General features: G+C 48.3%; 23 protein-coding genes. 9 read left to right on the top strand and 14 right to left on the bottom strand.

The window, feature by feature from the left end:
- The first annotated feature begins 1 nt into the window (after position 1).
- Entirely contained in the window at positions 2-1,333 is a 1,332-nt protein-coding gene (locus NX720_RS06480) for a two-component system response regulator (protein WP_262600177.1), read from the top strand.
- Positions 1,334-1,497: 164 nt separating this feature from the next.
- Here the strand turns inward: NX720_RS06480 and NX720_RS06475 are convergent, their stop codons facing one another.
- Entirely contained in the window at positions 1,498-1,770 is a 273-nt protein-coding gene (locus tag NX720_RS06475; protein ID WP_262600176.1) for a HigA family addiction module antitoxin, read from the bottom strand.
- A gap of 323 nt (positions 1,771-2,093) precedes the next feature.
- On the opposite strand from NX720_RS06475, the gene NX720_RS06470 reads away from it, so the two are divergent.
- Positions 2,094-3,539, top strand: a complete 1,446-nt coding sequence (locus tag NX720_RS06470) for a hypothetical protein (RefSeq protein ID WP_262600175.1) — start codon at positions 2,094-2,096, stop codon at positions 3,537-3,539.
- A gap of 86 nt (positions 3,540-3,625) precedes the next feature.
- On the opposite strand, the gene NX720_RS06465 is transcribed toward NX720_RS06470, so the two are convergent.
- Both NX720_RS06465 and NX720_RS06460 read right to left on the bottom strand, forming a co-directional pair.
- Positions 3,626-5,383 (bottom strand): hypothetical protein, encoded by a 1,758-nt coding sequence (locus NX720_RS06465; protein ID WP_262600173.1) that lies wholly within the window; start codon positions 5,381-5,383, stop codon positions 3,626-3,628.
- Between the two features lie 17 nt (positions 5,384-5,400).
- Positions 5,401-5,691 (bottom strand): DUF3024 domain-containing protein, encoded by a 291-nt coding sequence (locus NX720_RS06460; protein WP_262600172.1) that lies wholly within the window; start codon positions 5,689-5,691, stop codon positions 5,401-5,403.
- A 388-nt stretch (positions 5,692-6,079) separates the two neighbouring features.
- On the opposite strand from NX720_RS06460, the gene NX720_RS06455 reads away from it, so the two are divergent.
- Together NX720_RS06455 and NX720_RS06450 are read left to right on the top strand one after the other, a co-directional pair.
- On the top strand, positions 6,080-6,868 hold the full coding sequence (locus NX720_RS06455; protein ID WP_262600171.1) for a threonine/serine exporter family protein: 789 nt from the start codon (positions 6,080-6,082) through the stop codon (positions 6,866-6,868).
- Positions 6,865-7,359: a threonine/serine exporter family protein gene (locus NX720_RS06450; RefSeq protein ID WP_262600170.1), complete on the top strand. Its 495-nt coding sequence runs from the start codon at positions 6,865-6,867 to the stop codon at positions 7,357-7,359. Before NX720_RS06455 ends, NX720_RS06450 begins: the two co-directional genes overlap by 4 nt.
- Before the next feature lie 77 nt (positions 7,360-7,436).
- On the opposite strand, the gene NX720_RS06445 is transcribed toward NX720_RS06450, so the two are convergent.
- The gene (locus NX720_RS06445) at positions 7,437-8,951 is read right to left on the bottom strand and encodes an AbgT family transporter (protein ID WP_262600169.1); all 1,515 of its coding nucleotides are present in this window, start codon (positions 8,949-8,951) and stop codon (positions 7,437-7,439) included.
- Between the two features lie 337 nt (positions 8,952-9,288).
- Entirely contained in the window at positions 9,289-10,554 is a 1,266-nt protein-coding gene (locus tag NX720_RS06440; protein WP_262600168.1) for a 6-phosphofructokinase, read from the bottom strand.
- 196 nt (positions 10,555-10,750) lie between these two features.
- On the opposite strand from NX720_RS06440, the gene mpl reads away from it, so the two are divergent.
- A complete protein-coding gene (gene mpl / locus NX720_RS06435) occupies positions 10,751-12,121 on the top strand; it encodes a UDP-N-acetylmuramate:L-alanyl-gamma-D-glutamyl-meso-diaminopimelate ligase (protein WP_262600167.1) in 1,371 nt (456 codons plus the stop codon).
- Positions 12,122-12,145: 24 nt separating this feature from the next.
- Complete coding sequence (locus NX720_RS06430) at positions 12,146-12,799, top strand: flavin prenyltransferase UbiX (RefSeq protein WP_318654097.1); 654 nt, start codon at positions 12,146-12,148, stop codon at positions 12,797-12,799.
- A gap of 3 nt (positions 12,800-12,802) precedes the next feature.
- Here NX720_RS06430 and NX720_RS06425 read toward each other — a convergent pair whose 3' ends face one another.
- Positions 12,803-13,690 (bottom strand): hypothetical protein, encoded by an 888-nt coding sequence (locus tag NX720_RS06425; protein WP_262600166.1) that lies wholly within the window; start codon positions 13,688-13,690, stop codon positions 12,803-12,805.
- A 156-nt stretch (positions 13,691-13,846) separates the two neighbouring features.
- Positions 13,847-14,158 (bottom strand): hypothetical protein, encoded by a 312-nt coding sequence (locus NX720_RS06420; protein ID WP_262600165.1) that lies wholly within the window; start codon positions 14,156-14,158, stop codon positions 13,847-13,849.
- 31 nt (positions 14,159-14,189) lie between these two features.
- Here NX720_RS06420 and NX720_RS06415 point away from each other — a divergent pair, with 31 nt between their 5' ends.
- Both NX720_RS06415 and NX720_RS06410 read left to right on the top strand, forming a co-directional pair.
- Positions 14,190-14,348: a hypothetical protein gene (locus NX720_RS06415; RefSeq protein WP_262600164.1), complete on the top strand. Its 159-nt coding sequence runs from the start codon at positions 14,190-14,192 to the stop codon at positions 14,346-14,348.
- Between the two features lie 376 nt (positions 14,349-14,724).
- Positions 14,725-15,567 (top strand): hypothetical protein, encoded by an 843-nt coding sequence (locus NX720_RS06410; RefSeq protein ID WP_262600163.1) that lies wholly within the window; start codon positions 14,725-14,727, stop codon positions 15,565-15,567.
- A 174-nt stretch (positions 15,568-15,741) separates the two neighbouring features.
- Here the strand turns inward: NX720_RS06410 and NX720_RS06405 are convergent, their stop codons facing one another.
- The 6 genes from NX720_RS06405 to trmH form a co-directional block, all read right to left on the bottom strand.
- Positions 15,742-16,152 (bottom strand): hypothetical protein, encoded by a 411-nt coding sequence (locus tag NX720_RS06405; RefSeq protein ID WP_262600162.1) that lies wholly within the window; start codon positions 16,150-16,152, stop codon positions 15,742-15,744.
- A gap of 137 nt (positions 16,153-16,289) precedes the next feature.
- Entirely contained in the window at positions 16,290-16,484 is a 195-nt protein-coding gene (locus tag NX720_RS27025) for a c-type cytochrome (protein ID WP_404831082.1), read from the bottom strand.
- A gap of 171 nt (positions 16,485-16,655) precedes the next feature.
- Positions 16,656-17,711, bottom strand: coding sequence for a polysaccharide deacetylase family protein (locus NX720_RS06395; protein WP_262600160.1), 1,056 nt, complete (start codon positions 17,709-17,711; stop codon positions 16,656-16,658).
- 67 nt (positions 17,712-17,778) lie between these two features.
- Positions 17,779-18,765: a hypothetical protein gene (locus tag NX720_RS06390; protein WP_262600159.1), complete on the bottom strand. Its 987-nt coding sequence runs from the start codon at positions 18,763-18,765 to the stop codon at positions 17,779-17,781.
- Positions 18,766-18,784: 19 nt separating this feature from the next.
- On the bottom strand, positions 18,785-19,642 hold the full coding sequence (gene tesB, locus NX720_RS06385; RefSeq protein ID WP_262600158.1) for an acyl-CoA thioesterase II: 858 nt from the start codon (positions 19,640-19,642) through the stop codon (positions 18,785-18,787).
- Between the two features lie 2 nt (positions 19,643-19,644).
- The gene (gene trmH / locus NX720_RS06380) at positions 19,645-20,367 is read right to left on the bottom strand and encodes a tRNA (guanosine(18)-2'-O)-methyltransferase TrmH (RefSeq protein WP_262600157.1); all 723 of its coding nucleotides are present in this window, start codon (positions 20,365-20,367) and stop codon (positions 19,645-19,647) included.
- A 90-nt stretch (positions 20,368-20,457) separates the two neighbouring features.
- On the opposite strand from trmH, the gene NX720_RS06375 reads away from it, so the two are divergent.
- Positions 20,458-21,081 (top strand): DedA family protein, encoded by a 624-nt coding sequence (locus NX720_RS06375; RefSeq protein WP_262600156.1) that lies wholly within the window; start codon positions 20,458-20,460, stop codon positions 21,079-21,081.
- 1 nt (position 21,082) lies between these two features.
- Here the strand turns inward: NX720_RS06375 and NX720_RS06370 are convergent, their stop codons facing one another.
- Positions 21,083-21,820 carry an FAD-binding oxidoreductase gene (locus NX720_RS06370; protein ID WP_262600155.1) on the bottom strand — a complete coding sequence of 246 codons (738 nt, stop codon included), beginning with the start codon at positions 21,818-21,820 and terminating at the stop codon, positions 21,083-21,085.
- Between the last annotated feature and the right edge of the window lie 87 nt (positions 21,821-21,907).

The following is a 21,907-nucleotide window of genomic DNA, read 5'->3' as shown; positions in this document are numbered from 1 at the left end:
TATGAGTAACACAAGCAAAGTGAAAATTCTGGTGGTCGATGACCGTAAGGAAAACCTTCTGGCTATGGACAAACTTCTGAAGCCCCTGGGTGCAGAGGTTCGTAAGGTGGACTCCGGAGAAGCTGCGTTGTCCGAAGTGTTGAATCACCAGTTTGCCGTCATCCTTCTGGATGTCCAGATGCCGGGCATGGACGGCTTTGAGTGTGCCACATTACTGCACAGCAACAAGCAGACCGCGAACATTCCTATTATTTTCGTGACGGCGATTAACAAGGACCAGGCTTACGTTAACAAAGGTTACAAGGCGGGTGCCGTTGACTATCTTCCCAAACCGATTGTTCCGGAAATTTTACTGGGGAAGGTGAAAGTCTTTTTACAGTTGGAAAAACAGCGGTTGGAGCTGGAAGACGTCACCCGGCAACTGCGATGGATCAGCCGTAAAAACAAACTCTTGCTGGATTCCGCCAGCGAAGGGATTGTAGGTCTTGATAATGACGGAAGGGTTTCCTTCATTAATCCGACAGCCTGCGCATTGTTGGGCGGCACCGAAGAATCATTGCTGGCGAAACACATCAGTCAGTTTATGTATGCATCGGGTGATGATGACCCCATGACGACCTGGGACAGCTCTGAAATGAAAGAGAACTGTTTACAGAACGGTGGCAATTTCCAGATGGCCACTGATCTCTGGCGTCAGTCCAATGGGAGCTTTCCTGCAGAGTTAAGCGCGGCCGCTCTGGTCAATGAAAAAAATCAGGTACAGGGTGCGGTGCTGGTGTTCAATGACATCACCGAACGCAAGAAACTGGAAGATCAGCTAACCAAAATGGCGAAATACGACAACCTGACGGGGCTGGCTAACAGGGCGTTGTTCAAGGAGTTTCTGCAGATGTCACTGGCTCGTAGTGAACGACGGAAAAAGAATACGGGGGTCATGTATCTGGATCTGGATCACTTCAAGGAAGTCAACGACACACTTGGGCACGATGCCGGAGATGCTTTGCTGGTGAGTGTTGCCAATCGCTTGCAGGAGTGCGTTCGTGATGGTGACATGGTGGCACGCCTTGGTGGTGATGAGTTTGCCATCGTACTGGATGACGTGGCCGAGCAGGAGGATGCCAGAACGATTGCGGAAAAAATTCTGGAACAGTTTGCCATACCTCATGATCTGTCGGGCGAGATGCGTAAGGTAGGCACCAGTATTGGCATTGCAACGTCCAACCATTCAGGCGAAGACCCTGACGAACTTATTAAGGCGGCTGATGATGCCATGTATGTTGCAAAGAAAGCGGGCAGAAATGGTTATCGTATGGCACATGAGCTGAAAGAATAATTTGAGCAGTAGTGCGTATACAGGTTTCGGAAAAACCATAAGCTGACAACGAAAAAAAGCATAACCTGACAATAAGCGACTATTGACTGTTATATATAAATTTGTCGTCGTATAAAAGAAAACCCGCATAAAGCGGGCTTTCATCCGTAGTAAAATAAGGCGTATCAGGCAAAGGCCTGCACTTTTTCGAAGTCCATATCCCGACTCTGCCAAAAGTCATAATTAACCTGCATATTGAGCCAGAACTTTGGAGTGGTATTACATGCCTTTGCAAGCTTGTGAGCCATCTCTACACTCACATCAGATCTTGTATTAATCAGCTCGGAAAGAGTCTTGCGTGCGACTCCCAGACGCTTGGCGGCCTCCGTTACACTGATGTTCAACGGCTCCAAATAAGACTCCTTGAGAACTTCTCCGGGATGCATTGGATTGAACATGGACTTACCTCTCTTTGTTCTCCTCTGGATTCTTTTTTATTCATGCAGGTCAAAACCTGAGGCATTCATATCCTGAACCTTTTCAGCAGCATTGAGCATGTTATATCGTGTTGGCAAACTTCGCCCCAAAAATCTCTTTAACATAATATATGAGGCTTATTCATATATTTTGCTTAGCAATATCTACACAAACACTCTTTCTGTGTGTAGTCAGGTCTTTTGCCATACTGTGCAAACGTTCTTTGCAATCGGGTTCGCCTTCGTAAGGAGTCAGCTCGATATTTACCATCATGACATTTTGCCCTTCCGGAATGACTGAAAGAGTGAACGATAGACCAATGGATACTGTGCGTACATTACTGGAACCGCTTAAAAAAGAGGTTCTGGCTGAGTTTATAGAACAACAGGTTGATAACGGAACATTGACCCTGAAGGACATTCGTCGTTTTGTCGCCCTGCATCTCAGGAAAACCTCCGATCAGCAAGATATAAAGCCCGAAATTCACTTTCAGCTGTACATCAACAGCATTGTGAACCATCAAACAGACGGCGTTGTCAGCATGCTGGAGTCATTTTGGCAGGATGAAGAGTACCGGCAGGGTCTTGATTTTCTGATGACGTTAACACGGATGTTCATTAAGGACTGGCAAGAGCCTGAGGATGAATACTGGTTCAATCGGCACTGGGAAGACCCGCCTAAAGAGGTTGAGGACTATTCAACCTTTGTTATGTTTATGGACCAATATCTGGCGAAAGCGGTTTTAATGGCTGAGCTGAAAGAGCCGGAAATCGACAAATTGTGCGCAGAAATAGAAAACCTTGCCAGCCCGGCTGATGCCTGTGGTGGCGAGGCTGAAGACTATCTGGGTGATGAGGGATACCGGCTGGATCACACTTTACGGGTACTGGAGGACTACTGGACGTTTGAGTCAGAGAATGCTGAGTTTCTTATCCCGACCTACCTCGAGGTTTATGACCGCTGGGGACAGCATCAGGATTACCTTGATCTGGCAAATCGTTTCGGGTTTCACAAAGAATACCTGCTGCACCTGGTAAAACAGGGAAAAGTTGCTCAGGTCATGGAGCAATACCCAGAGTACCTGGGCAACCTTGATGACTGCCTTACCCTGATTCAATCTCTGTTTGAGCACCACCGGACAGAGGCTTTACAAGTGGCTGAGTTTGCCCTGAGAAAACCAGCCCTTGATCGTTACCAAACCGGGCATTGCTATAAATGGCTGTCAGAGCATTTAAACCCTGATGATACCAGCGAAGAAAAAACTTTTTTTGAAGCGACAGACCTGGCCATGCAGGCATCTCCGGATCTATCACTGTTTAAACGCAGGGAAAAGCATACTGCTTCTGAGCTATGGCCTGATATTCGTTCTCGTTATCTGGGTCATTGCCAGTCTGGTTATGACTGCGAGGACGTCATGGTCTACGCAGGCGAATATGACATGGCCTGTGGCAGTCTGGAAAAGCGAGGGTTCTGGTTTAATCGAATTGAACAGAACTCAATGGATATGCTTGAAACTCTGAAGCGGGAAAGACCGGAGTGGGTAAAAGCCTTTGCCAAACAACAAGCTGAGGACGCTATTGGCATAACCAAGGTCGATGCCTATCCGGGTGCTGTCGGTATACTCAAGCATGTTAAAGAACTCTGCCTCTTACAGAACCAGAGCGAAGAGTGGCAATCCTATCTTCAGCATTTAATGGTTGTCCATAAACGGAAACGCAAGCTGATCCCGTTATTGGAGCAGCTGGTATAGGTGATGGTGAATGGCCTGTTTTCATATGTAATACAAATGCAATTCATATAAAAACAAGCCTTTTTCTTAATTATCTATAGAAACTATCAGAAACACCCAATGCCCATGGCATTAAGGCTATCCCTGAACTTCTTTTCTTTGCTTTTGGGTATAACAACCTGAAGCTTGCCCAGGCGCTGGCACCATTTTGATAGCACTTTGTCGTTGACAATCAGCTCGGCAATCTCCTGATTTTTACAGGTCATAATCAGTGCCTCACTCTGGAGCTTCACTCCATTGCGGTTAGCTTCAGCTTGCTTCAATAAGCTTTCGCAGTCTTCCGGCAAGAATGGCTGACTTTCTCTGGTCAGGAGGAAATTCTTTAAATCGTCGGAATTACCGCCAACCTCCAGGGCTTCCATGATTTTTTTGCGAGACAATTTCCAGGCAGTATCATTATTTTGCTCGGCATAGAGCGATATAAAACGCTGCTCCCAGGGAGTTGGCCTGTTATCAAAAACAATACGCCCCTGACGCTGGATGGAGAGCCCTGTTTCAGCCGATATAGCGTCCTCTTCCTGATAGTCTTCTGTCAGTCCCAGTACATAATCTCCCAGTGGCGTAAGCCGGAAATATCGCAAACCGTCATAACGGCTCAAGCAATCCATTTCATTAATGCCATCATAATAACCAGCATAATCATCATCAGGACCGCCCCCTTCAGGGGGAACCATGACCACGTCAATGAGTCCTAGTGTGGCGGCATACTCCACTAAAAAGCAGCGCAAATAACGAACTTCCAGCCCTTCCCAGGAGCCGTCATAGAACTCTCCATATTCAGGATTAAAGAGATAGAGGTAATGTGGGGCTGTCGTTATTTTCAGTTCTGCACCGGTAATAAACATAAAACGGGCAAAGTCCTGAAAATCGACCCAGGCATTATTTTTACACTCTTCCAAAGCTGCAATGATCGCCTGTCTTCTGGTCACCACATCGGTAAAAAATCGCCGCCCCTTCCCGTTTTGTCCCTTCACGTTATCGATACGACGAAACTCATCATAGGAATAATTTGTGACCCATTGCTCCCAGAGTTCTTTTATTGTTTCAGCAGCGCTCTTGCTGTTTTTCTTTGCCGGAAGCAGTACTGTTTTTGATTGCCTGGTGAGTTCGCTGTTTCCGAGTAACCGGAGCCACCCGTAAGAAACTATGAACTCCATGCCAGCGGCCTGTTTACAGGAAGCTTCTTGGTAATACTCGTGGGTATCGATGACCACCTTCTTTAAAGTGGCCGATGAAGCTACACCGGTCTTTTCACTGACTTTAAGCTGTTTGTTCTGAAGCAGTATCAATAAGGAGTGCAGCTCGCTCAGAGCCAGCTTCTCACGTTCAAACGTCTGATAATAATCAGACAAGGATTCTGGCAGAGTTCCGGTTTGAAGTGTGTCAGGCTTCGGTGGAATAATGATTTGTTTTAGCGATGATAACAGGAGATCAGGAATTCTTGCCGGCCCATAACGTTCGGCATGAGGGTAAAAAAATATATCGACTCCGTCTTGCAACTCGCTCTTATAGTAAAAATGGTCACCGCTTTGCTTCTCTGGAAAACTTCGGTACTTTTCCTCGAACCTCTGCTTTTCAATGAATCCGTTGTAGTTGAAAACGGATTCTCTGATAAACGACATCTCTAACTCTGAAAGCCCCTGTATAAAGGACCGAAGCTGTGTCTGGTCAGAGAGCCCTTGTGCCATGGCCTCCGTTAACCAGGCTTTACGAGTTTGCTTTGGCTTAACGCCAAAATAAGTTAAATAACGCTTTTTTAGCGTATCAACGGTTTCTAAGTCTATTGCTTGCTGTAAATCTGACATGAGACTGTGTACATCCTTTAATTGGTATACGCCATACGGGCAATCTTTACCTCAAAAGACGGGCTGATAGCCCTGGGACTTGGGCAGTGATAAGTACCACAGAAATAGAAAAAACTGCCGTGCCACTTGGTGAAAATATCCACCAGATAATTAAAGTCGTGATCCTCGGGGGGAGGCTTAATATGTTTCGGCTTAAGATAGCTTTCAACCCATTGGTCAGCCTGCTCTTTAAGAGCCGCTTTTGTTGATGCTGAAACCTTGGGACGTGATGCTCTTTTGGTGTCAGGCATCCACATGTATTGACTCATAGTCTGCTCCTCATAACTTTTACAGGGGAGGTTGGTGCAGGTTTATAAGTCAAAAAGGCGGGTATTGCTACTACTACGCCAACAATGTATTACAAATAAAATACTAAACCTGCCATTCATTGAAACCAAACGACAGCAGCGAGGCCCCTTCAGAAAGGTTTACATACTTTAATGAGCTGAAATTCCAACCTCCATCATAAGTTATGTTGTTCATTCGCAATATCGGGAACGCGCAAAAAATAGTACTTTTATACGACGACAAATTTATATATAAAAATTAATAGTCGTTTATTGTCAGCTTATAGTTTTTCCGAAAACAGGCTAACAGTCTGGCAGGCTGCTGCAGTATAGTTCTCTACCCTGTTGAGAACTTTATTTCAGGCAACCTATGGAACCCTCAATCCAATCCCCGGATAACATCCAGCGACGGTGTTCAAAGCTTTTGCTGGATATAGCTGTACTACTAATGTCGTCTGGTGCTCATACTGAACGGGTTAATCGAAATATTCAGCGTATTTCTGAATCACTGGGCTATCATGCCGATCTGCTTTTCTCCCTGTCTGGTATCACTCTGACAATTTCTGCCAATCAAAAACCGGGGCCGCATTACACTGCCTTTCGGCAGATTAAATCTTATGGGGTACACATGGGAGTCGTTTCAGCGATCAGTCGGTTAAGCTGGGCAACCCATGAAGGGCGAATGGACCTGAGCGCTGTTCAGAAAGAAGTTGAACGGATAAAAAAACTCCCTCATTACCCTAAAGCGGCCCTTGTTATCATGGTTATGCTGGCTGGCATGGCATTCTGTCGTGTTGCCGGGGGTGAAACTTACCCGGTCATTCTGGCTGGCCTGGCAACGGGCTCGGGCTTTTTAACCCGCCATTCATTATTATCGCGAGGTTATAATGTTGTCCTGAGCATTGCCTGTGCGTCTTTTGTCGCCAGTGGGGTGTCAGGTATGGGTATTATCTGTAGCCTGGGCCAGTTTCCCGAGATAGCCGTTGCGACCTCCGTCCTGTTTCTGATTCCGGGTGTTCCTATGATTAACAGCGTTATTGACTTGATGCATGGGCATACGGTCATCGGTCATGCCCGGGGTGTACAAGGTGCGGTGATTTCCTTCGCTATCGCCATCGGCATTATTTTAAGCTCGGCAACTCTGGGGGTTTTGGCATGACTGGGTGGATTTTGTTGGAACGCTGTTTGTGGGCAGCGATGGCCGCTTTGGGTTTTGCGACATTGTTTACTGTCCCTTTGCGGGCATTCTGGGTGGTGGCGTCATTAGCAGTGATTGGTTACGCCCTGCGCAGCGCGGGAATGATTTTTGGACTCAACCTTGTTATTGCAACCCTTATTGCATCGTGCAGCATTGGTGTTCTGGCGATACAGGCTGCTCATTGGGTGCATACTCCGACCACTGTCTTTATGGCTCCTGCCGTTATTCCTATGGTGCCGGGTGTTTTTGCCTATCGCACCATGATGGGGCTGTTGGAAATCAGCAGTACCCAGTCTGCCCCGTTAGAGTTGCTGTCAACCACTGCGCATAATGGTTTGACCGCTTCTTTTACTTTGCTGTCTTTGGCGATTGGGGTGTCTTTGCCGTCATTATTGTTCAGGAACAAAAGCGTTAAGGAAATCCGATTCTTTAAATCGTTAAAAGTCTGGTAAAGCCGTGTATAAAAAAGCCCGCAACTGCGGGCTTTTTTATCATGTGTGGGAGTGATGTTTCTGTCAGTCGATGCGCATTACATCACCGGGTAAGCGTAAGTGGCACCAATACCCAGAGGCAGACCCAGAGCCCAGAACAGGAGCAGGAAGGCGGTCCAGCCAACCATGAACAAGATGGAGTAAGGCATCATCATGGAGGCGATGGTTCCGATACCCGCATTCTTAACATAGCGTTGGGCGAATACAATGATGACCGGATAGTAGGCCATCATCGGGGTAATGATGTTGGAGGAGGAATCACCGATACGGTAAGCCGCCTGTGCCAGTTCCGGAGAGATGCCTACAGCCATCAGCATAGGTACAAAGATTGGACCAATGATCGCCCACTTTGCAGACGCCGAACCCACAAACAGGTTAACGACAGCCGTCAAAAGAATAATACCGATAATGGTTATCTGGCCTGGCAGGTTCATTGCCTGCAGCAGGTCTGCACCAGACAGCGCCAGCAGGGTACCCAGGTTTGAGTCACCGAATGCCTTCAGGAACTGGGCGCAGAAGAACGCGAGAACGATGTAGCTGCTCATGGTCTTCATGGAATCACTCATGCCGTTCATAATGTCACGGTGATTCTTGAAGGTGCCCGTCATGCGACCGTAAATGACACCCGGAACCAGGAAGAAGAGGAAAATCAATGGCACGATAGAGCGCATCAGTGGCGATGTGAACGCAGTCAGGCTGCCATCTGCGGTACGCATTGGAGACGCTTCCGGTAAACACAGGGCGAACAGGGCAGCACCCATGCCCAGCAGAACCAGGGAGCTGATGTTGAACGCCCGGTTTTCCTGAGCGTTGTAGCTGCCCATGCTGGTGGTTTCAGCTTCGGTTTCGCTGACTTCAACAGACTGCAGGTGAGGCTCAACAATACGTTCAGTGACGAACCAGCCCATCAGTGTTACCACGAAGGTAGAGCAGAAGGTGAAGTAGAAGTTTGCCAGAGGGTTCATCTGGTAATCCGGGTCAAGCAGCTGTGCTGAAGACTGGGTGAAACTCTGCAGCAACGGGTCCAGCGCAGAGGGCAGCAGACCCGCAGAGAAACCACCGGATACACCGGCAAATGCCGCAGCCAGACCAGCCAGCGGGTGGCGGCCAGCCGCCTTAAAGATGATCGCACCAATTGGAATCACCAGTACATAACCGGCATCCGTAGCGATGGAGCTAACCGCACCAATGAAAACAACGGCAGGAGCCAGCAGTTTGTCCGGGGTGATACGAATCATTTTTTTCAGGGCAATGTTGATATAGCCGGAAGACTCCGCAATACCCACACCCATTACGGAGGCCAGAACCATACCCAGAGGAGCAAAACCGGTGAAGGTCTTTACCATGGAAGCAAATAGCCCGGTAAGATATTCCGCATCCATCAGGTTGGCAATCTGCAGAGCTTCGCCGGTACGCGGGTTGATGTAACTGAAGCTGACCATGGAAAACAGTGCAGACAGCACCAGAACCAGGCCCAGGCAGTAAACGAACAGCATACCCGGATCAGGAAGGCGGTTACCTGTACGCTCTATACCGTTAAGAAAGCGATCCATCAATGTCGGGCTAGCGCTTATATTATCTGAGTCGCTCGCCGCGCTACTCGTATTATGCATTTATAATTACCTTGAGTGTTATCTATTTAATCGTCAGTCCCCTTTTATTTTTATTTTGTAAAACCTTAACAAATACTTTGCATTATAAGTTATTGATATAAATCAATTTTTTGTTAATCTTTCTGTTGCCTATGGGGGTGCGGTTGATGTTTCTAGATAAAAGGATTTTTTTGGTTCTTTTGCCTTTTTTTGTGTAGGTATGAATAACTATTTGTCAGTGGTCGTTTAAAATAAAAGTTATTCGCCCAGTTTGATCGGGCGAATAGTTATCAGAATTCTAAGTGTTGAATGGTGTGTTGAGCTTTTTCCTCGCCATGACTTTCTCTAATCGGGCAAAGCGTGGCAGGCCATTGAGATAAGTGGGATATTCTTCCCCTTCGATCAGGGGTTCAAGATATTCACGACAACTTTTGGTTATTCCAAAACCGTCTTCAGCAATAAAGTCAGTGGGCATTTTGCGTTCGAAATTGGCAACCTTTTCCAGCGCTGCTTCTCCCACGGACCAGCGATAGGGGGCATTGGATTCGCGAATGATGGCAGACATTACGGCGTTTCTTCCTGTCACTGCCAGCTCAACGGCTGCTTTACCAACGGCGTAAGCCTGTTCAACGTCAACCCGAGAGGCAATATGCCTGGCAGAGCGTTGCAGGTAATCCGCTACGGCGTAATGGTATTTGTAACCCAGCGCCTGCTTGATGGTGGTACATAACGCCGGAGCCACACCGCCGAGCTGATGGTGACCAAATGAGTCAACGACGGTGGTTGATGCGGACACAAAGCTGCCATCTTCGTATCTGGCACCTTCCGAAGCAACAATAACGCAGTAGCCTTCTTTTTCTGTGGTTTCCTTCACCTTGCGCAGAAAACGCTCTTTATTCAGGGGGATTTCCGGAAAGACAATGATATGCGGAGGGTCGTTTTCCTCCTGGGCAGCCAGTCCGGCGGCGGCTGCCAGCCAGCCTGCATGCCGCCCCATGACTTCCATGATAAATACCTTGGTGGATGTATCGCACATGGAGGCAATGTCGTGGCTGGCCTCTTTGGTGGAGACGGCAAGGTACTTTGCGGCAGAGCCAAAGCCCGGACAGTTGTCCGTGACTGTCAGGTCATTGTCGATGGTTTTGGGGACGCCAATACACGTCAGTGGATAACCCATCTTCTCACTCAGGCGGGAAACCTTCAGAGCCGTATCCATGGAGTCGTTGCCGCCATTGTAGAAAAAATAACCGATATCATGGGCTTTGAACACTTCGATCAGGCGACGGTATTCTTCTTCACTCTCTTCAATGGGTTTCAGCTTGTAGCGACAGGAGCCAAAAGCTCCGCCCGGCGTTCGCAGCAGTGCGGCAATGGTTTCTTCGGACTCAAGGCTGGTATCGATCAACTCTTCCCGAAGTGCGCCAAGAATGCCGTTATGTCCGGCATAGACTTTTCCGATTTTGTCTTTATAGCGACGAGCCGTTTCGATAACGGCGCAGGCGCTGGCATTAATAACGGCGGTTACACCACCTGACTGGGCATAGAATGCGTGTTTGGCTGACATACTTAAAAGTTCTCGTAGCGAGTGTTGTATCTTTGAGCGAATATGGTTCTTTTTGTTCTGGAAAATCATACTGAAAGTTGAGGGAATACGGTATCCCCCTGATTTAGGTGTTATGAATTTTTCAGTAATTTCATAGTAAACTAGTCAGGTTTTTGATTTTCTATTTTCCACTTTCATCATTGCCTGGAGTTGCTGGATGCACATACATATTCTTGGAATCTGCGGCACTTTTATGGGCAGTCTGGCTCTGCTGGCAAAGGAGATGGGGCTAACCGTCAGTGGTGCAGACCAGAATGTCTATCCCCCCATGAGTACACAGCTGGAAGCCAGGGGCATTGACCTTATTCAGGGTTATGACCCGGAGGTTCTTGATCAACTCAGCCCTGATCTGGTCGTCATCGGTAATGCCATGACCAGGGGCAACCCTGTTGTTGAACAGGTTCTGGACAAAGGTATTCCCTATACCTCTGGCCCTCAGTTTTTTGCTGAGCAGGTATTGCGTGATAAATGGGTTATGGCGGTGGCTGGTACCCACGGAAAAACGACAACCAGCAGTATGCTGGCCTGGGTGCTTGAATACGCGGGGATGTCTCCGGGGTTTCTGATAGGCGGTGTTCCGGAAAATTTTGGTATTTCTGCCCGGTCAGGTGATACACCGTTTTTTGTGGTTGAGGCTGATGAATACGATACGGCGTTTTTTGATAAACGCTCCAAGTTTGTTCACTACCATCCCCGAACGTTGATCATGAACAATCTGGAATACGACCACGCGGATATCTTTCCGGATTTGTCGTCTATTCAGAAACAGTTTCATCACCTGGTTCGAACAGTTCCCGCTTCGGGCCGGATAATTATGCCGGGTGGGGATACTGCCCTTGAGGATGTCATTGGCATGGGTTGCTGGTCGGAAATGGAGAAGGTCAGTTTAAGCGACAATAGTTGTGAGTGGTCTGCCAATATTCTGGAAGAGGACGGCAGTCATTTTGAAGTGCTCAGAAATGGCCTGATTGTTGGTCAGGTTCGCTGGGAACATCAGGGGCGACATAATGTCAGCAATGCCCTGGCAACGATTGCCGCAGCCCGGCATGTTGGTGTTTTACCTGCCCAGTGTTGTGAGGCGCTGTCGCTTTTCTGTGGCGTTAAGCGTCGTATGGAACTGGTGGGAGAAGCGGATGGCGTGTATATATACGACGATTTTGCTCACCACCCAACCGCCATAGCCAGCACCCTTGAAGGTCTGCGGGCAAAGGTTGGGCCGCAAACCATCAAGGCGATTATTGAGCCTCGCTCTAACACCATGAAAATGGGGCATCATAAAGATGTACTGGCTCAGTCAACCGCCGCAGCTTCGGAAGTGCTATGGTTTGCGCCTGAAGGGATTGACTGGCTGGAAGATGCCATTACACAAAACAGCCCCGTCAGCGCAAAGGTGATGAAATCAACCACTGAAATTATTGATTATCTGCTGGCATCGGCACAGCCCGATGAACACTGGATCGTTATGAGCAATGGTGGCTTTGAAAAAATTCATAGCCGTTTGCTTGAAGCGTTAAAAAAACGTAGATAAAAAACTCACTATCAGGATATCAATGTGTCTGAATGGAAGGCTGACCAGCAAACTGACGTGCAAAAGAGTGCACAACGAATAACGCTGGCAATTACCGGAGCATCCGGTGTTCAGTATGGTTTTCGATTGTTGCAATGCCTTGTTGCATCCGGGGTACAGTTGTTCTGCCTGGTCTCCAGGGCGGCAAGGGTCGTATCAGCGGTTGAAGCTGACATGACGTTGCCAGAAGATAACTCTAAGCTGGAAGCGTTTCTAACCGACTATGCCCGTGCTAAGGCAGGCCAGGTTAAGGTCTTCGGTGATGAACAGTGGATGTCTCCGGTGGCCTCAGGCAGTGGCGCACCCAGCCAAATGGTGGTATGCCCGTGCAGTGCCGGGTCTTTATCGGCCATTGCCACGGGGGCCAGTAATAACCTGATTGAACGCGCCGCAGACGTGGCCCTGAAAGAGCGCCGGAAGCTTATTCTGGTGCCCAGGGAAGCGCCATACTCTGAAATTCATCTGGAACACATGTTAAAACTGACCCGGATGGGAGCTGTTGTGATTCCGGCTTCCCCCGGTTTTTACAATAAACCTGAGTCGGTTGAGGATATGGTGGATTTCGTTGTTGCCAGAATTTTAGACCAGTTGGGTTGCGAGCAGAGGTTGATGCCCGGCTGGGGGTGTGACTATTTATAACCACTATTTCTTGATAGCAGATACCCGCTTTTGCAGGTTGTGCAACCACAATGCCAGGGCATCAAGAAATATCACGGTTCGGGTTTCGTCTCCTGCTGCGCTCCCGGTGATTTCAGTGGTAAAGGTTTCTGGCAGCGCCTGCCTGACCACTTCCTGTTGATAGAGAGCGTGGGGCTGATCAGAGACCACCAGAGTTTTGCCGCCAGCCGGTTTACCGTTGGGTGCTTTGTATTCCTTAAGCCACCTTTCCAGAGTGTCGCGGGTGTTGGCTCGTTGCCAGTGGGTATCCTGCCAGTATCTTGGCGTATCTATGTAAATAACTGGCAGCTTGCGCATACCTTCTGGCATTGCAGTCGCTTCAAAAACCAGACGGGCACCTTCCGTTTCCGTTTGCGGGCGAGCGTTTTTACGGACTTTTTCAGGCGCATTTTTGCCAATCATCCTGTCTATAAGAGTGTCGACCTGGTCAATCCCTGTGGTTAACGGGCGCTGTCCTACCAGGAACACGATCTGATTGAAGCGAATGCCTTCATGCCATAGTTTCACCAGCTGATTCAGGCGGTTCTCCATTCTTGGCACCGTCGCACCCAGCAGCAGGGCATATTCGAAATGCTGGCTGACAGGTTTTAATTCATCGACCAGCCCGATCTTATGCAAATGCGCCATTACTTTTTGTTGCTTCTGGAAATCCAGTTTTATATCCGACATTTCCCAACGTTCCTGGTGCGGCTTTCTGCGCCAGCGCTGGGAAGCATTAATGATGGAGTTCAGATCCATAGAGTGCGGTACATCCAGCTCATCCAGCAATGAAGACAATGAGTTGATCAGTTCATCATTGTGGATCGGCGAGAGGCGCTGGAGGGGGGCTGAGCAGGTTGTTTCTGAATTCATTACCGTCATCCAAAACAGTACAAAAAAACATAAGCGAGTGAGTCGCAGGCGGTGCCTGAGGAGATAAGACGAGGTCATAGTGGCTGCCTTATGATGTTTTTATTTCGGCAGTAGCATAGACCGGTTTAGCTCTGCAGGCAGGCCTGAACCGGTTGTTCAGTGAGGCCGTGCTGGGTTGGGCAGCTGATTCTGGCTGGAATGGTTCAAAAAACTCTGGTCAAGCTCAGGTGTTTCCCAGTTGTCCGGGAAATGCTTGGCAAGAGCTTCCATCATAACGGAATACTCATCAGCGGGCTTGTTCAGCAGGTAGGTCAGGAAGGTATAGAGCTTGTTAGACATCTGTTGGTTGAAACTGTTGAGCTGTTCTTGCGAGAGTTTTCCCTGTTTCAGGCTTTCATGGAGTTCAGACTCCCTGGTGCAGTTGGCGGCAATAATCAGGGCGAGCTTTTTAACGGTCTGGTCATTCATGGCAATTCCTTAGCCTCCTGGAAGGAATGTATTGACTTATATATTTAAAATTAGCAGCTGGTGGCAGTATTTTCTTGGAGAGTGGTTGTCTGAACTGGCTGTGGTGAATGGCATCCAGGTACAAAGCCTGCATCTGTTATCCGACAGTAGTCAACCGTTTACGATTGATTGTCTGGTTCTGGTGCGATGAAAGGCTATTGCACAGCCCGGAGGCAGTGTAGAGCAAAGCTGTGAATTGTCGAACAGAAATCGGATATGAGGGTGTTTGCGTAAGAGTTAGTAGACAGTTGATAAGAAAGTCTCATACACATCTGGACGATCAGGCAGTAAATGCGGCAGTTTTCCAAGGCTGGCAGAGTTATTAAATATGTCTCATGCTTACTACCGTATGATCAATGCAGGAGTTGTAGTGACATACCTTAACCGTTGAGCTGAGGTAAAAAGTACAGTGAAAATGTGTCATTCAAACCGGTGGAAGAAACCTGATTTCAAAACGGAGAGTTTACACATGTGGTTAAAGTGTTTGTTTTGGAGGTTACCGGTACTTATTTACTATGGAGGTGTTTATGATTCCTCTGAAAGTTTTGTGCGAGCAGTGCGCGGATTCATTGAGACTGGGACCTGATGGAGAGCAGAGTATTATTGATTTCTGGGATAGACACTCGCTGGTTGTCAATCGGGATCAGCAGTTGGATCGTGTATTGATGAGTATTAAATGTGAGCCGGCCTCTTTATTGGGTCAGCGTGGGCGGCGGACACGACCAGACAGGCTGGTCGAATCATTCAGGTCATACGGGTCGTGTGCATCATACGATGTAGTCTTCAGTGACGAGTCCACTGAACTTATCAGAAGCGGTCAAGAAGCTGCGGAGGCAGGATCGCAGACGAATCTTCACGAGTTTTTTTTTCGTGCGCACCATGTGATCAGCCAGGTGTACCGATGCGTATATTTAAGAGGCTCTTTATTACTGAAGCATAACCAGAATTTGATAGAGCTACTTAATGGCTTTTCCTATGAGGCGGTCCAGAATCTTACTCAGCCACAAATTAACGACCTTTTAGGCTTGCTTACACAATTGGAAGGTATGATTGGTCAGATGGAGGCAGTTTCAAGAGGAGCTTCCAGTCTTCAGGAGATGCATAGGTTAACGCTATGGGGGAGCTCTTACGGAGTGTTTGCGTCACTGACCATTAGTTTTGTCACAATGCTGATAGGTGGTGCCTATGCCTATTCATTGTGTCGCGGGTTTGATAAGAAGAGTTGTCTGGAACCGGAGCTGGGCATGATTTTTGGCGGTGCCGGGATTGTGTTGTTTGTGGTGCTGTGCATCATTTTTCGTAAACGCTGTGACCCGGTCATGAGGGTCACGAGACGCAGAGAGACAAGTGCGCGCATTCGTGAGGTTTGAAGAAATCAGGTCAGTTTTTTTGTATCTGAGAGTTAAGCTGTCTGTTTTTTTGAGATGGTTTAGGGAAATGGTGGAGGCGGCGGGATAGGCATACGCTGTGTCGAGAGAGGCTAAAAAGTAGCAAAAGAGGCTGAGCAGCCTCTTTTGTCTTGTCCGACAGGCTCCTGACAGTTGTCATACGCCTGCTGCGTATCCCATCAGAATACCGGCTCCTACCGCCATCCCTACAGGCCCCAGGGGTGCACCGATAATCATGCCTGCAATCGCTGCCACTTTGATCTTTGTTCCTTTGGTGGTTCGGAGTAAATTCAGGTTTTTAAAGGGTTTGACCAGAAAATCCTTTAATGATTTAGCCTTCGAGCCAATACTCTTCCATGCGTTTCTGGCAGATGTTTTCAAATGCAGTTGGGGCATTTTGATTGACTTGACGGATCGTGAGAAAGATTGCCACCAGGATGTCGGGGAGGAGTTGGCAGACTCTTTTCCTGAAACGTCCGGATTGGCAGAGGCATTGCGCTGGCGTTCCAGCTCGTATGGATCGGCGAAAGGGTTATATATTCCATCGTTTGGCTTCATCTGATTCATAGCTTGTCTCCTTGCTTCCTTATCTCTGGCGCTTAGCCCTTTGAGCCAAGATAATGCATGGTGGGAGACAAGCGATCACTGACAGAGATGTCAGAATGGCTGACAAAGCCATAAAGCCTGAGCGAACTTGCTTTAACCTATTGTTTTTTCGGGCAATTAATCTTCGAATAGTACTGACTGATACTGTCCACCTCTTCTTCCGTCAGCATTTTAGCGATGTTCACCATGGGGATATGGTTACTTCGTCGACCTTCCCGATAGTCCCGCAGTTGTTTGGCAAGGTAAACCTGCTTCTGGCAGGCAAGGTTCGGGTTAAAGTCGGCAGTTCCAATACCCTCCGGTCCATGGCAACCAGCGCAGAGTACCAGCGCTTTGTTTCGGGCGGCCTGCAGTTCTGGAGACAGCGTAACCGGTTGCTCAGAGGCGGATTCCGAGCAACCTGAAAGTACTAAAACAGAACAGAAGAGCAGGAAAGTCAGTGGTAACCGGATAGTGCCGCCCCCTTAATCGATCGCAGTGCCATCTTTGTTCAGGCGCAACCACTGATGAGAGTACCAGTAGTAATGTCTGCCATCCATAGACGGTGCGGTGCAATTATAGCGACTTCTGCCAACAGGCAGGTTGTTGGGCGTTACTGTTGAGAAACGGGTCTTCTTATCATCAAGCCATTTTACGGGAACCTCTCCGGCATTGGAGGCGTAACACTTCAGCTGATTTTTCTGAAAATCACCTTCTGCCAGTTCCAGAGTCAGCGATGGTTTCAGGTTATCGTCTCTGACCATGGCTGAGTCAGGTCGCTGTTTGGCTATCGGTAATGGCAGACTGTTGACCTTGGTTCTGAAACCACGCATTTCTGCATAGTCCGCAGCCATTGGGTAACGGGGCAGCAAGGTAAAGTCGGAAAGCGAGCCAACGACACCAGACTGTTGGCCGAAACCAACATAGCCCATGCTGACAAGCAGCTGTCTCAGTTCAGGGTTAGCTTCTCCAAAAGGCCAGGCAAACAGTTTGACGCTTTGACCGGTTTGTTGTTTGATGCGGGCTTCGGTTTTCTGTATTTCGTCACGGTTACGGTTTACCCACTGCTGCTGGGTTTCGCCGGGATGCTTGACCACCATATGAGAGTGGGTGATGGAGTGGTTGGCAATAGTGGCACCACGCTGTCCCATTTCCCGCAGTTGCTCCCAGCTCAGATATTGATGGTAATTTTTATCAACAGGCCCAATCGCTACAAAAATGGTGAATGGATAACCTTTCTCTTTGAGCAATGGAAAGGCATTTTCATAGATATCTTTAAAGGCGTCGTCAAAAGTAATAACAATCGTCTTATCCGGCAATGGCTTGCCGTCACGAATAGAGTCAACAACATCAACAATACTTTTTACCGAAAAACCATTGTCGTCCAGGTAATCCAGGTGTTGCTGCAGTTGGTCTGGCGTTACGCTGGTGGATCTTGGCGTATGTTCACTGACATGGTGATACTGTAAAAAAACGGCACTGTCTGCACTATAGGCCGTAGTCGTAAGAAGTAACAATAAATAAGAAAATAGCCGTTTCATCAAAAGTCCTTAGTAAGTGGGCAACACTTCTTTTAGCGCATGATGTTACGTTAAATCCTCCGATTATTCATTGTACAGCAGCTTTCTTGCTGGTCAGCGTCAGCAAAAAACAGAGCTTGAAGTAAGACTCCGTGATTGCTTTCAGGTAGCTTTTAGCCGTATACCCGGAAAATGGAGCAACCGGCTCATCATGATCTGGAGGATTGTTTTGCAGAACATTATCTGTTGCAGATTTGGTAAAGAGATTTTTGAAAGACTTCAGGAGATTTGTCTTGTCCTTTGAATGTGCCCGATTTTCAAACAAAGCTATTGCTTGCTCTTCGGTTAAGTAGGTGATTCTTATCTGAACATAATTGTCCACGCTGTGGAGTCTTCTGTCGTTAAAAAGGTCAGGCGGTGCAAAATAGGCACGATATTGCAGGGTGGTACTGTCTGCTTGCATTTGATAAATCATTCTCACCGGCCTCTCGTCTGAGTCCTGGTAATACCTTCCTATAACAGGCGGGTAGCCTGCTACTCTGACTACAGTTCTTGATTTCTGGGTAATCACACCGGAATAGGCAATCCCAAATTCCCTGTCAGACAGTGCATTAGATATATTGAACTCAGGGAAATGATGTTGACCTTCTGTTAAGTATGTTGTCAAAACCGTTGGTACATCATTTTCTAACATATGTGCGAGCAAGTCTCCAAAGCCGAAACCCTGAGCATTTGGTTCCGTACCGTTATCTACAATCTCAAGCAGGACATTATGTGAATTTGATGAGAGTACGATAGTGTTGTTGTTATACGAAGGGGTGAAAATTAACCCGTTCGCCCCGGAAGTTTTGAAGTCTGATTCCTGAAGGGGCTCTATTTGAATGATCTGATGTACTGTTGAGGTTTGAATGAGTTCATGAATCTCTATGATGCCTTTGCCAGAATTGGCTTTAAGAATCCAGCGCTCACCAATCCTGATCAGGTAGGCGTCCGCGGACTGTGAAAGCAGAGTACAAAAAGCTCCCAGAAAAAGAAACTGGATAAAAAATAAACCGGACCTGATTGTACTTGCCATTTTAAATACTGCGGTTTTGCTACCTTTGGCGAATAAGCCCTTCCTGCATGGTCGAAGCCACCAGGCGACCCCGCTGATCGAATATCTGCCCCCTTACCAGCCCTCTGGCACCGCTGGCTGTGGGGCTGTCGATGGAGTAGAGCAACCATTCGTCCATGCGAAAGGGGCGGTGGAACCACATGGCATGGTCAAGACTGGCCACCTGCAGATTAGGCTGCAGGAAGCGTACTCCATGGGGAAATAGCGCAGTGGGCAAAAATTGCATGTCCGAGGCAAAGGCCAGCAGGTATTTATGAACTCCCGAAACATCTGGAAGGGCTCCAGCGGCTTTAAACCAGACTTTTGTCAGTGGCGGGCATTTTTCCGGAACATACGGGTTGGAGGGTTCTTCGTGACGAATATCTATGGGGGATTCTGCCTGTAACACCTCCTGTACTGAGGGCGGCAGGAAATCCTTCATCTTGTTTCTCAGGGCCTGGTCGGAAATCAGGCTCTCAGGCTCCTGGCAGGCAGGCATATCATCCTGATGTTCAAAACCTTCTTCCTGTATGTGGAAAGAAGCGGACAGGTTGAAAATGGGCCTGCCTTTCTGAATAGCGACCACACGGCGGGTGGTAAAGCTCTTGCCGTCACGAATACAGTCAACGGTGTAAACAATGGGCAGGTTCACGTCACCTTCGCGCAGGAAATAGCTGTGGAAGGAATGGACATGCCTTTCCCGGGGAACGGTTTGCCGGGCTGCCGACAATGCCTGCCCGATAACCTGACCGCCATAGACTCTGCCCAGACCGTAGTCCTGGCTCTGACCACGAAATATATTTTCTTCAATGGCTTCCAGTTTGAGCAGCTCCAAGAGCTCGTCCAGAACTTTACTCATGCTTAATGGCCTCTTTCATCAATTGGTGAATCATGGCTGGCACGAACTTTTTCATACCAGAGGGATGGGTTAATTAATTGTCCAGTGTCGTTAAGTTCGGGATAACATAAACGACGTTCGTCGCAATACCTTGCCAGTTCAGGATAACCCCATTGAAACAGGGTTTTCTGGTAAATATCCACAGACAGTTTGGGTCTGTCGTACATACCCTTGATCAGCCGCTGGCGTTGCGCTTCTACCAGAATGACCGCAGCCGCCACAGAGACATTATAGGAAGCCACCATTCCCTGCATCGGAATAATAATATGCCGATCGGCCAGGGCGGCCGCTTCGCTGGAAATACCCCGTTTCTCTGCCCCCAGCATCAGGGCGCAGGGCTGGGTAAAGTCAACCTCGTGATAAGGAATCGCCTGTTCGGAAAAATGGGCGGCAATAATCGTAAAGCCCTGCTGTTTCAGATGAGCCGCAGTATCCTCAACCCGGTCATAGTGATGCACATTGACATATTTGTGACTGCCCATGGAACGACGACGGATGCCCCGGTAACCTTCTTTTGGCTGAGTAAGATGCAGGTCGGCGATACCGACGGCATCGCAGGTTCTGATGATGGCAGAGAGATTATGGTTTTTATGAACCTGATCTGTCATTACCGTTAAATCCGGTTGACGACGATCCAGTACTGCACGGAATTTTTGGTAACGCTCCGGTGTCATGGGTTTGATCATTGCCTGTGAAATGTTCAGCGATTTTAGCTTTGGTAAAAGCGGGCGGCAAACGTTATGCTGCCCGGCACGACGAATAATATTCAGGTGGTTATGGAATTGAGTTACTTTGACAGCATTCATGCCTGGTTGTTGGTTCACCATTTCTGGCTGGGGCCAGTGATTGGCATTGCTGCTTTTCTGGAAACACTGGTCGTGGTCGGGCTGATACTGCCCGGTGTTGCCATTCTCTTTGCACTGGGGGCCCTGGCAGGCAGTGGCTTGCTGGATATTGTACCCGTTTACCTGTGGGCGTTTCTGGGGGCAGCCCTGGGTGATGCTGTCAGCTATCAGCTTGGTTATCACTATCACAACCGGGTCAGAGGCTGGTGGCCATTTTATAAACACCCTGAATGGCTGGATAAAGGCGAACAGTTTATCCGGCGTTTTGGTGTGATGAGTATTGCTATCGGACGGTTTGTTGGCCCTGTTCGTCCTGTGGTTCCGGTGGTGGCCGGTATGCTGAATATGTCGCCCCGGCAGTTTTATATTACTAATCTTGTGTCGTCTGTTCCCTGGGCCGTGGTGTATCTGACGCCAGGGTTTCTGGCCGGGGCTGCTGTGGAGTTGGATGAAATTAAAAAGATTCCGCAATGGGGCTGGTATTCAATGGGCGCAGCCTGCCTGGTGATTGTGATAATCATCTGGTTCATAAAGACGTTGCGGGAAAGGCGCTGACTCAGTGACCGGAATAAACATATTTTTCCCGTTTGACCTGTCTGGAACCAAAGCCCATATCCAGTAATACTTTGGCGGCATCATCTATCATGTTCGGGTTACCGCACAGGTACACAAGGTCTGAGTCGGTATCGAGGTTAAGGTGTTCAAAGCGCTGTTGAACATAACCCCTGAACTCATTGATGCTGCTATCGACTTCCGTTTCCCGGCTCATGCAGACCTGATAACTGAAGTTTGAGTGTTGCTCTGCGGCCTGTCTGAACGCCTGCTCATAGATCAGGTCAGTACGGTGTCTTACACCCATAATGACCGTGACGGGTATTCCGCGCTCTGCCATTGAAGTCAGGGTTGGCAGCATCGCCCGGTAAGGTGACAGTCCGGTTCCGGTGCCGGTTAGTACGATTTGCCCGGAAAGCTCTGCGGGGGCTGTGAGAATACCGAATGGACCTGCCATTTGCAGTTGTAAACCCAGGTCAGCCTGACTGAACAGGTTTGACGCCATGCCCCCCTCGACAAGACTGACAGCAATTTCAAGATGTCCCTCTTTGTGGAAAGACTCTGGCGAGTTAGCAATGCTGTAGCTGCGTTTCTGTGTCTTGCCATCCTGATCAATCATAAACTGCACAAACTGCCCGGCAGTAAAATCAAACTCGCCTTCAACCTGAAAGTCCAGCTGAATGGTGTTGTTACTGAGTTTGTGTCGATTGATCAGGGTTACCGGGTAGAGAGGGCGGGGCATAGGTTCTGTTCCTTTTTTATACGAGTATGTCTGTTTTATGTACACAACCAGTTTAGTGCTCAATGCTCATTAAACGCTACCCTTTAC

The organism is Endozoicomonas euniceicola, from assembly GCF_025562755.1.
Classification (GTDB): domain Bacteria; phylum Pseudomonadota; class Gammaproteobacteria; order Pseudomonadales; family Endozoicomonadaceae; genus Endozoicomonas_A; species Endozoicomonas_A euniceicola.
This window is presented reverse-complemented; position numbering and strand designations above follow the sequence as displayed.

Coding starts and splice junctions, on each gene's coding strand:
- NX720_RS06475 (WP_262600176.1), bottom strand. CDS start 1,770: ATGTTCAATCCAATGCATCCCGGAGAAGTTCTCAAGGAGTCTTATTTG.
- NX720_RS06450 (WP_262600170.1), top strand. CDS start 6,865: ATGACTGGGTGGATTTTGTTGGAACGCTGTTTGTGGGCAGCGATGGCC.
- NX720_RS06460 (WP_262600172.1), bottom strand. CDS start 5,691: ATGAGTCAATACATGTGGATGCCTGACACCAAAAGAGCATCACGTCCC.
- NX720_RS06455 (WP_262600171.1), top strand. CDS start 6,080: ATGGAACCCTCAATCCAATCCCCGGATAACATCCAGCGACGGTGTTCA.
- NX720_RS06445 (WP_262600169.1), bottom strand. CDS start 8,951: ATGGATCGCTTTCTTAACGGTATAGAGCGTACAGGTAACCGCCTTCCT.
- NX720_RS06440 (WP_262600168.1), bottom strand. CDS start 10,554: ATGTCAGCCAAACACGCATTCTATGCCCAGTCAGGTGGTGTAACCGCC.
- NX720_RS06480 (WP_262600177.1), top strand. CDS start 2: ATGAGTAACACAAGCAAAGTGAAAATTCTGGTGGTCGATGACCGTAAG.
- NX720_RS06410 (WP_262600163.1), top strand. CDS start 14,725: ATGATTCCTCTGAAAGTTTTGTGCGAGCAGTGCGCGGATTCATTGAGA.
- NX720_RS06370 (WP_262600155.1), bottom strand. CDS start 21,820: ATGCCCCGCCCTCTCTACCCGGTAACCCTGATCAATCGACACAAACTC.
- NX720_RS06465 (WP_262600173.1), bottom strand. CDS start 5,383: ATGTCAGATTTACAGCAAGCAATAGACTTAGAAACCGTTGATACGCTA.
- NX720_RS06395 (WP_262600160.1), bottom strand. CDS start 17,711: ATGAAACGGCTATTTTCTTATTTATTGTTACTTCTTACGACTACGGCC.
- NX720_RS06405 (WP_262600162.1), bottom strand. CDS start 16,152: ATGAATCAGATGAAGCCAAACGATGGAATATATAACCCTTTCGCCGAT.
- mpl (WP_262600167.1), top strand. CDS start 10,751: ATGCACATACATATTCTTGGAATCTGCGGCACTTTTATGGGCAGTCTG.
- NX720_RS06375 (WP_262600156.1), top strand. CDS start 20,458: ATGGAATTGAGTTACTTTGACAGCATTCATGCCTGGTTGTTGGTTCAC.
- NX720_RS06390 (WP_262600159.1), bottom strand. CDS start 18,765: ATGGCAAGTACAATCAGGTCCGGTTTATTTTTTATCCAGTTTCTTTTT.
- NX720_RS06420 (WP_262600165.1), bottom strand. CDS start 14,158: ATGAATGACCAGACCGTTAAAAAGCTCGCCCTGATTATTGCCGCCAAC.
- NX720_RS06425 (WP_262600166.1), bottom strand. CDS start 13,690: ATGAATTCAGAAACAACCTGCTCAGCCCCCCTCCAGCGCCTCTCGCCG.
- trmH (WP_262600157.1), bottom strand. CDS start 20,367: ATGATCAAACCCATGACACCGGAGCGTTACCAAAAATTCCGTGCAGTA.
- tesB (WP_262600158.1), bottom strand. CDS start 19,642: ATGAGTAAAGTTCTGGACGAGCTCTTGGAGCTGCTCAAACTGGAAGCC.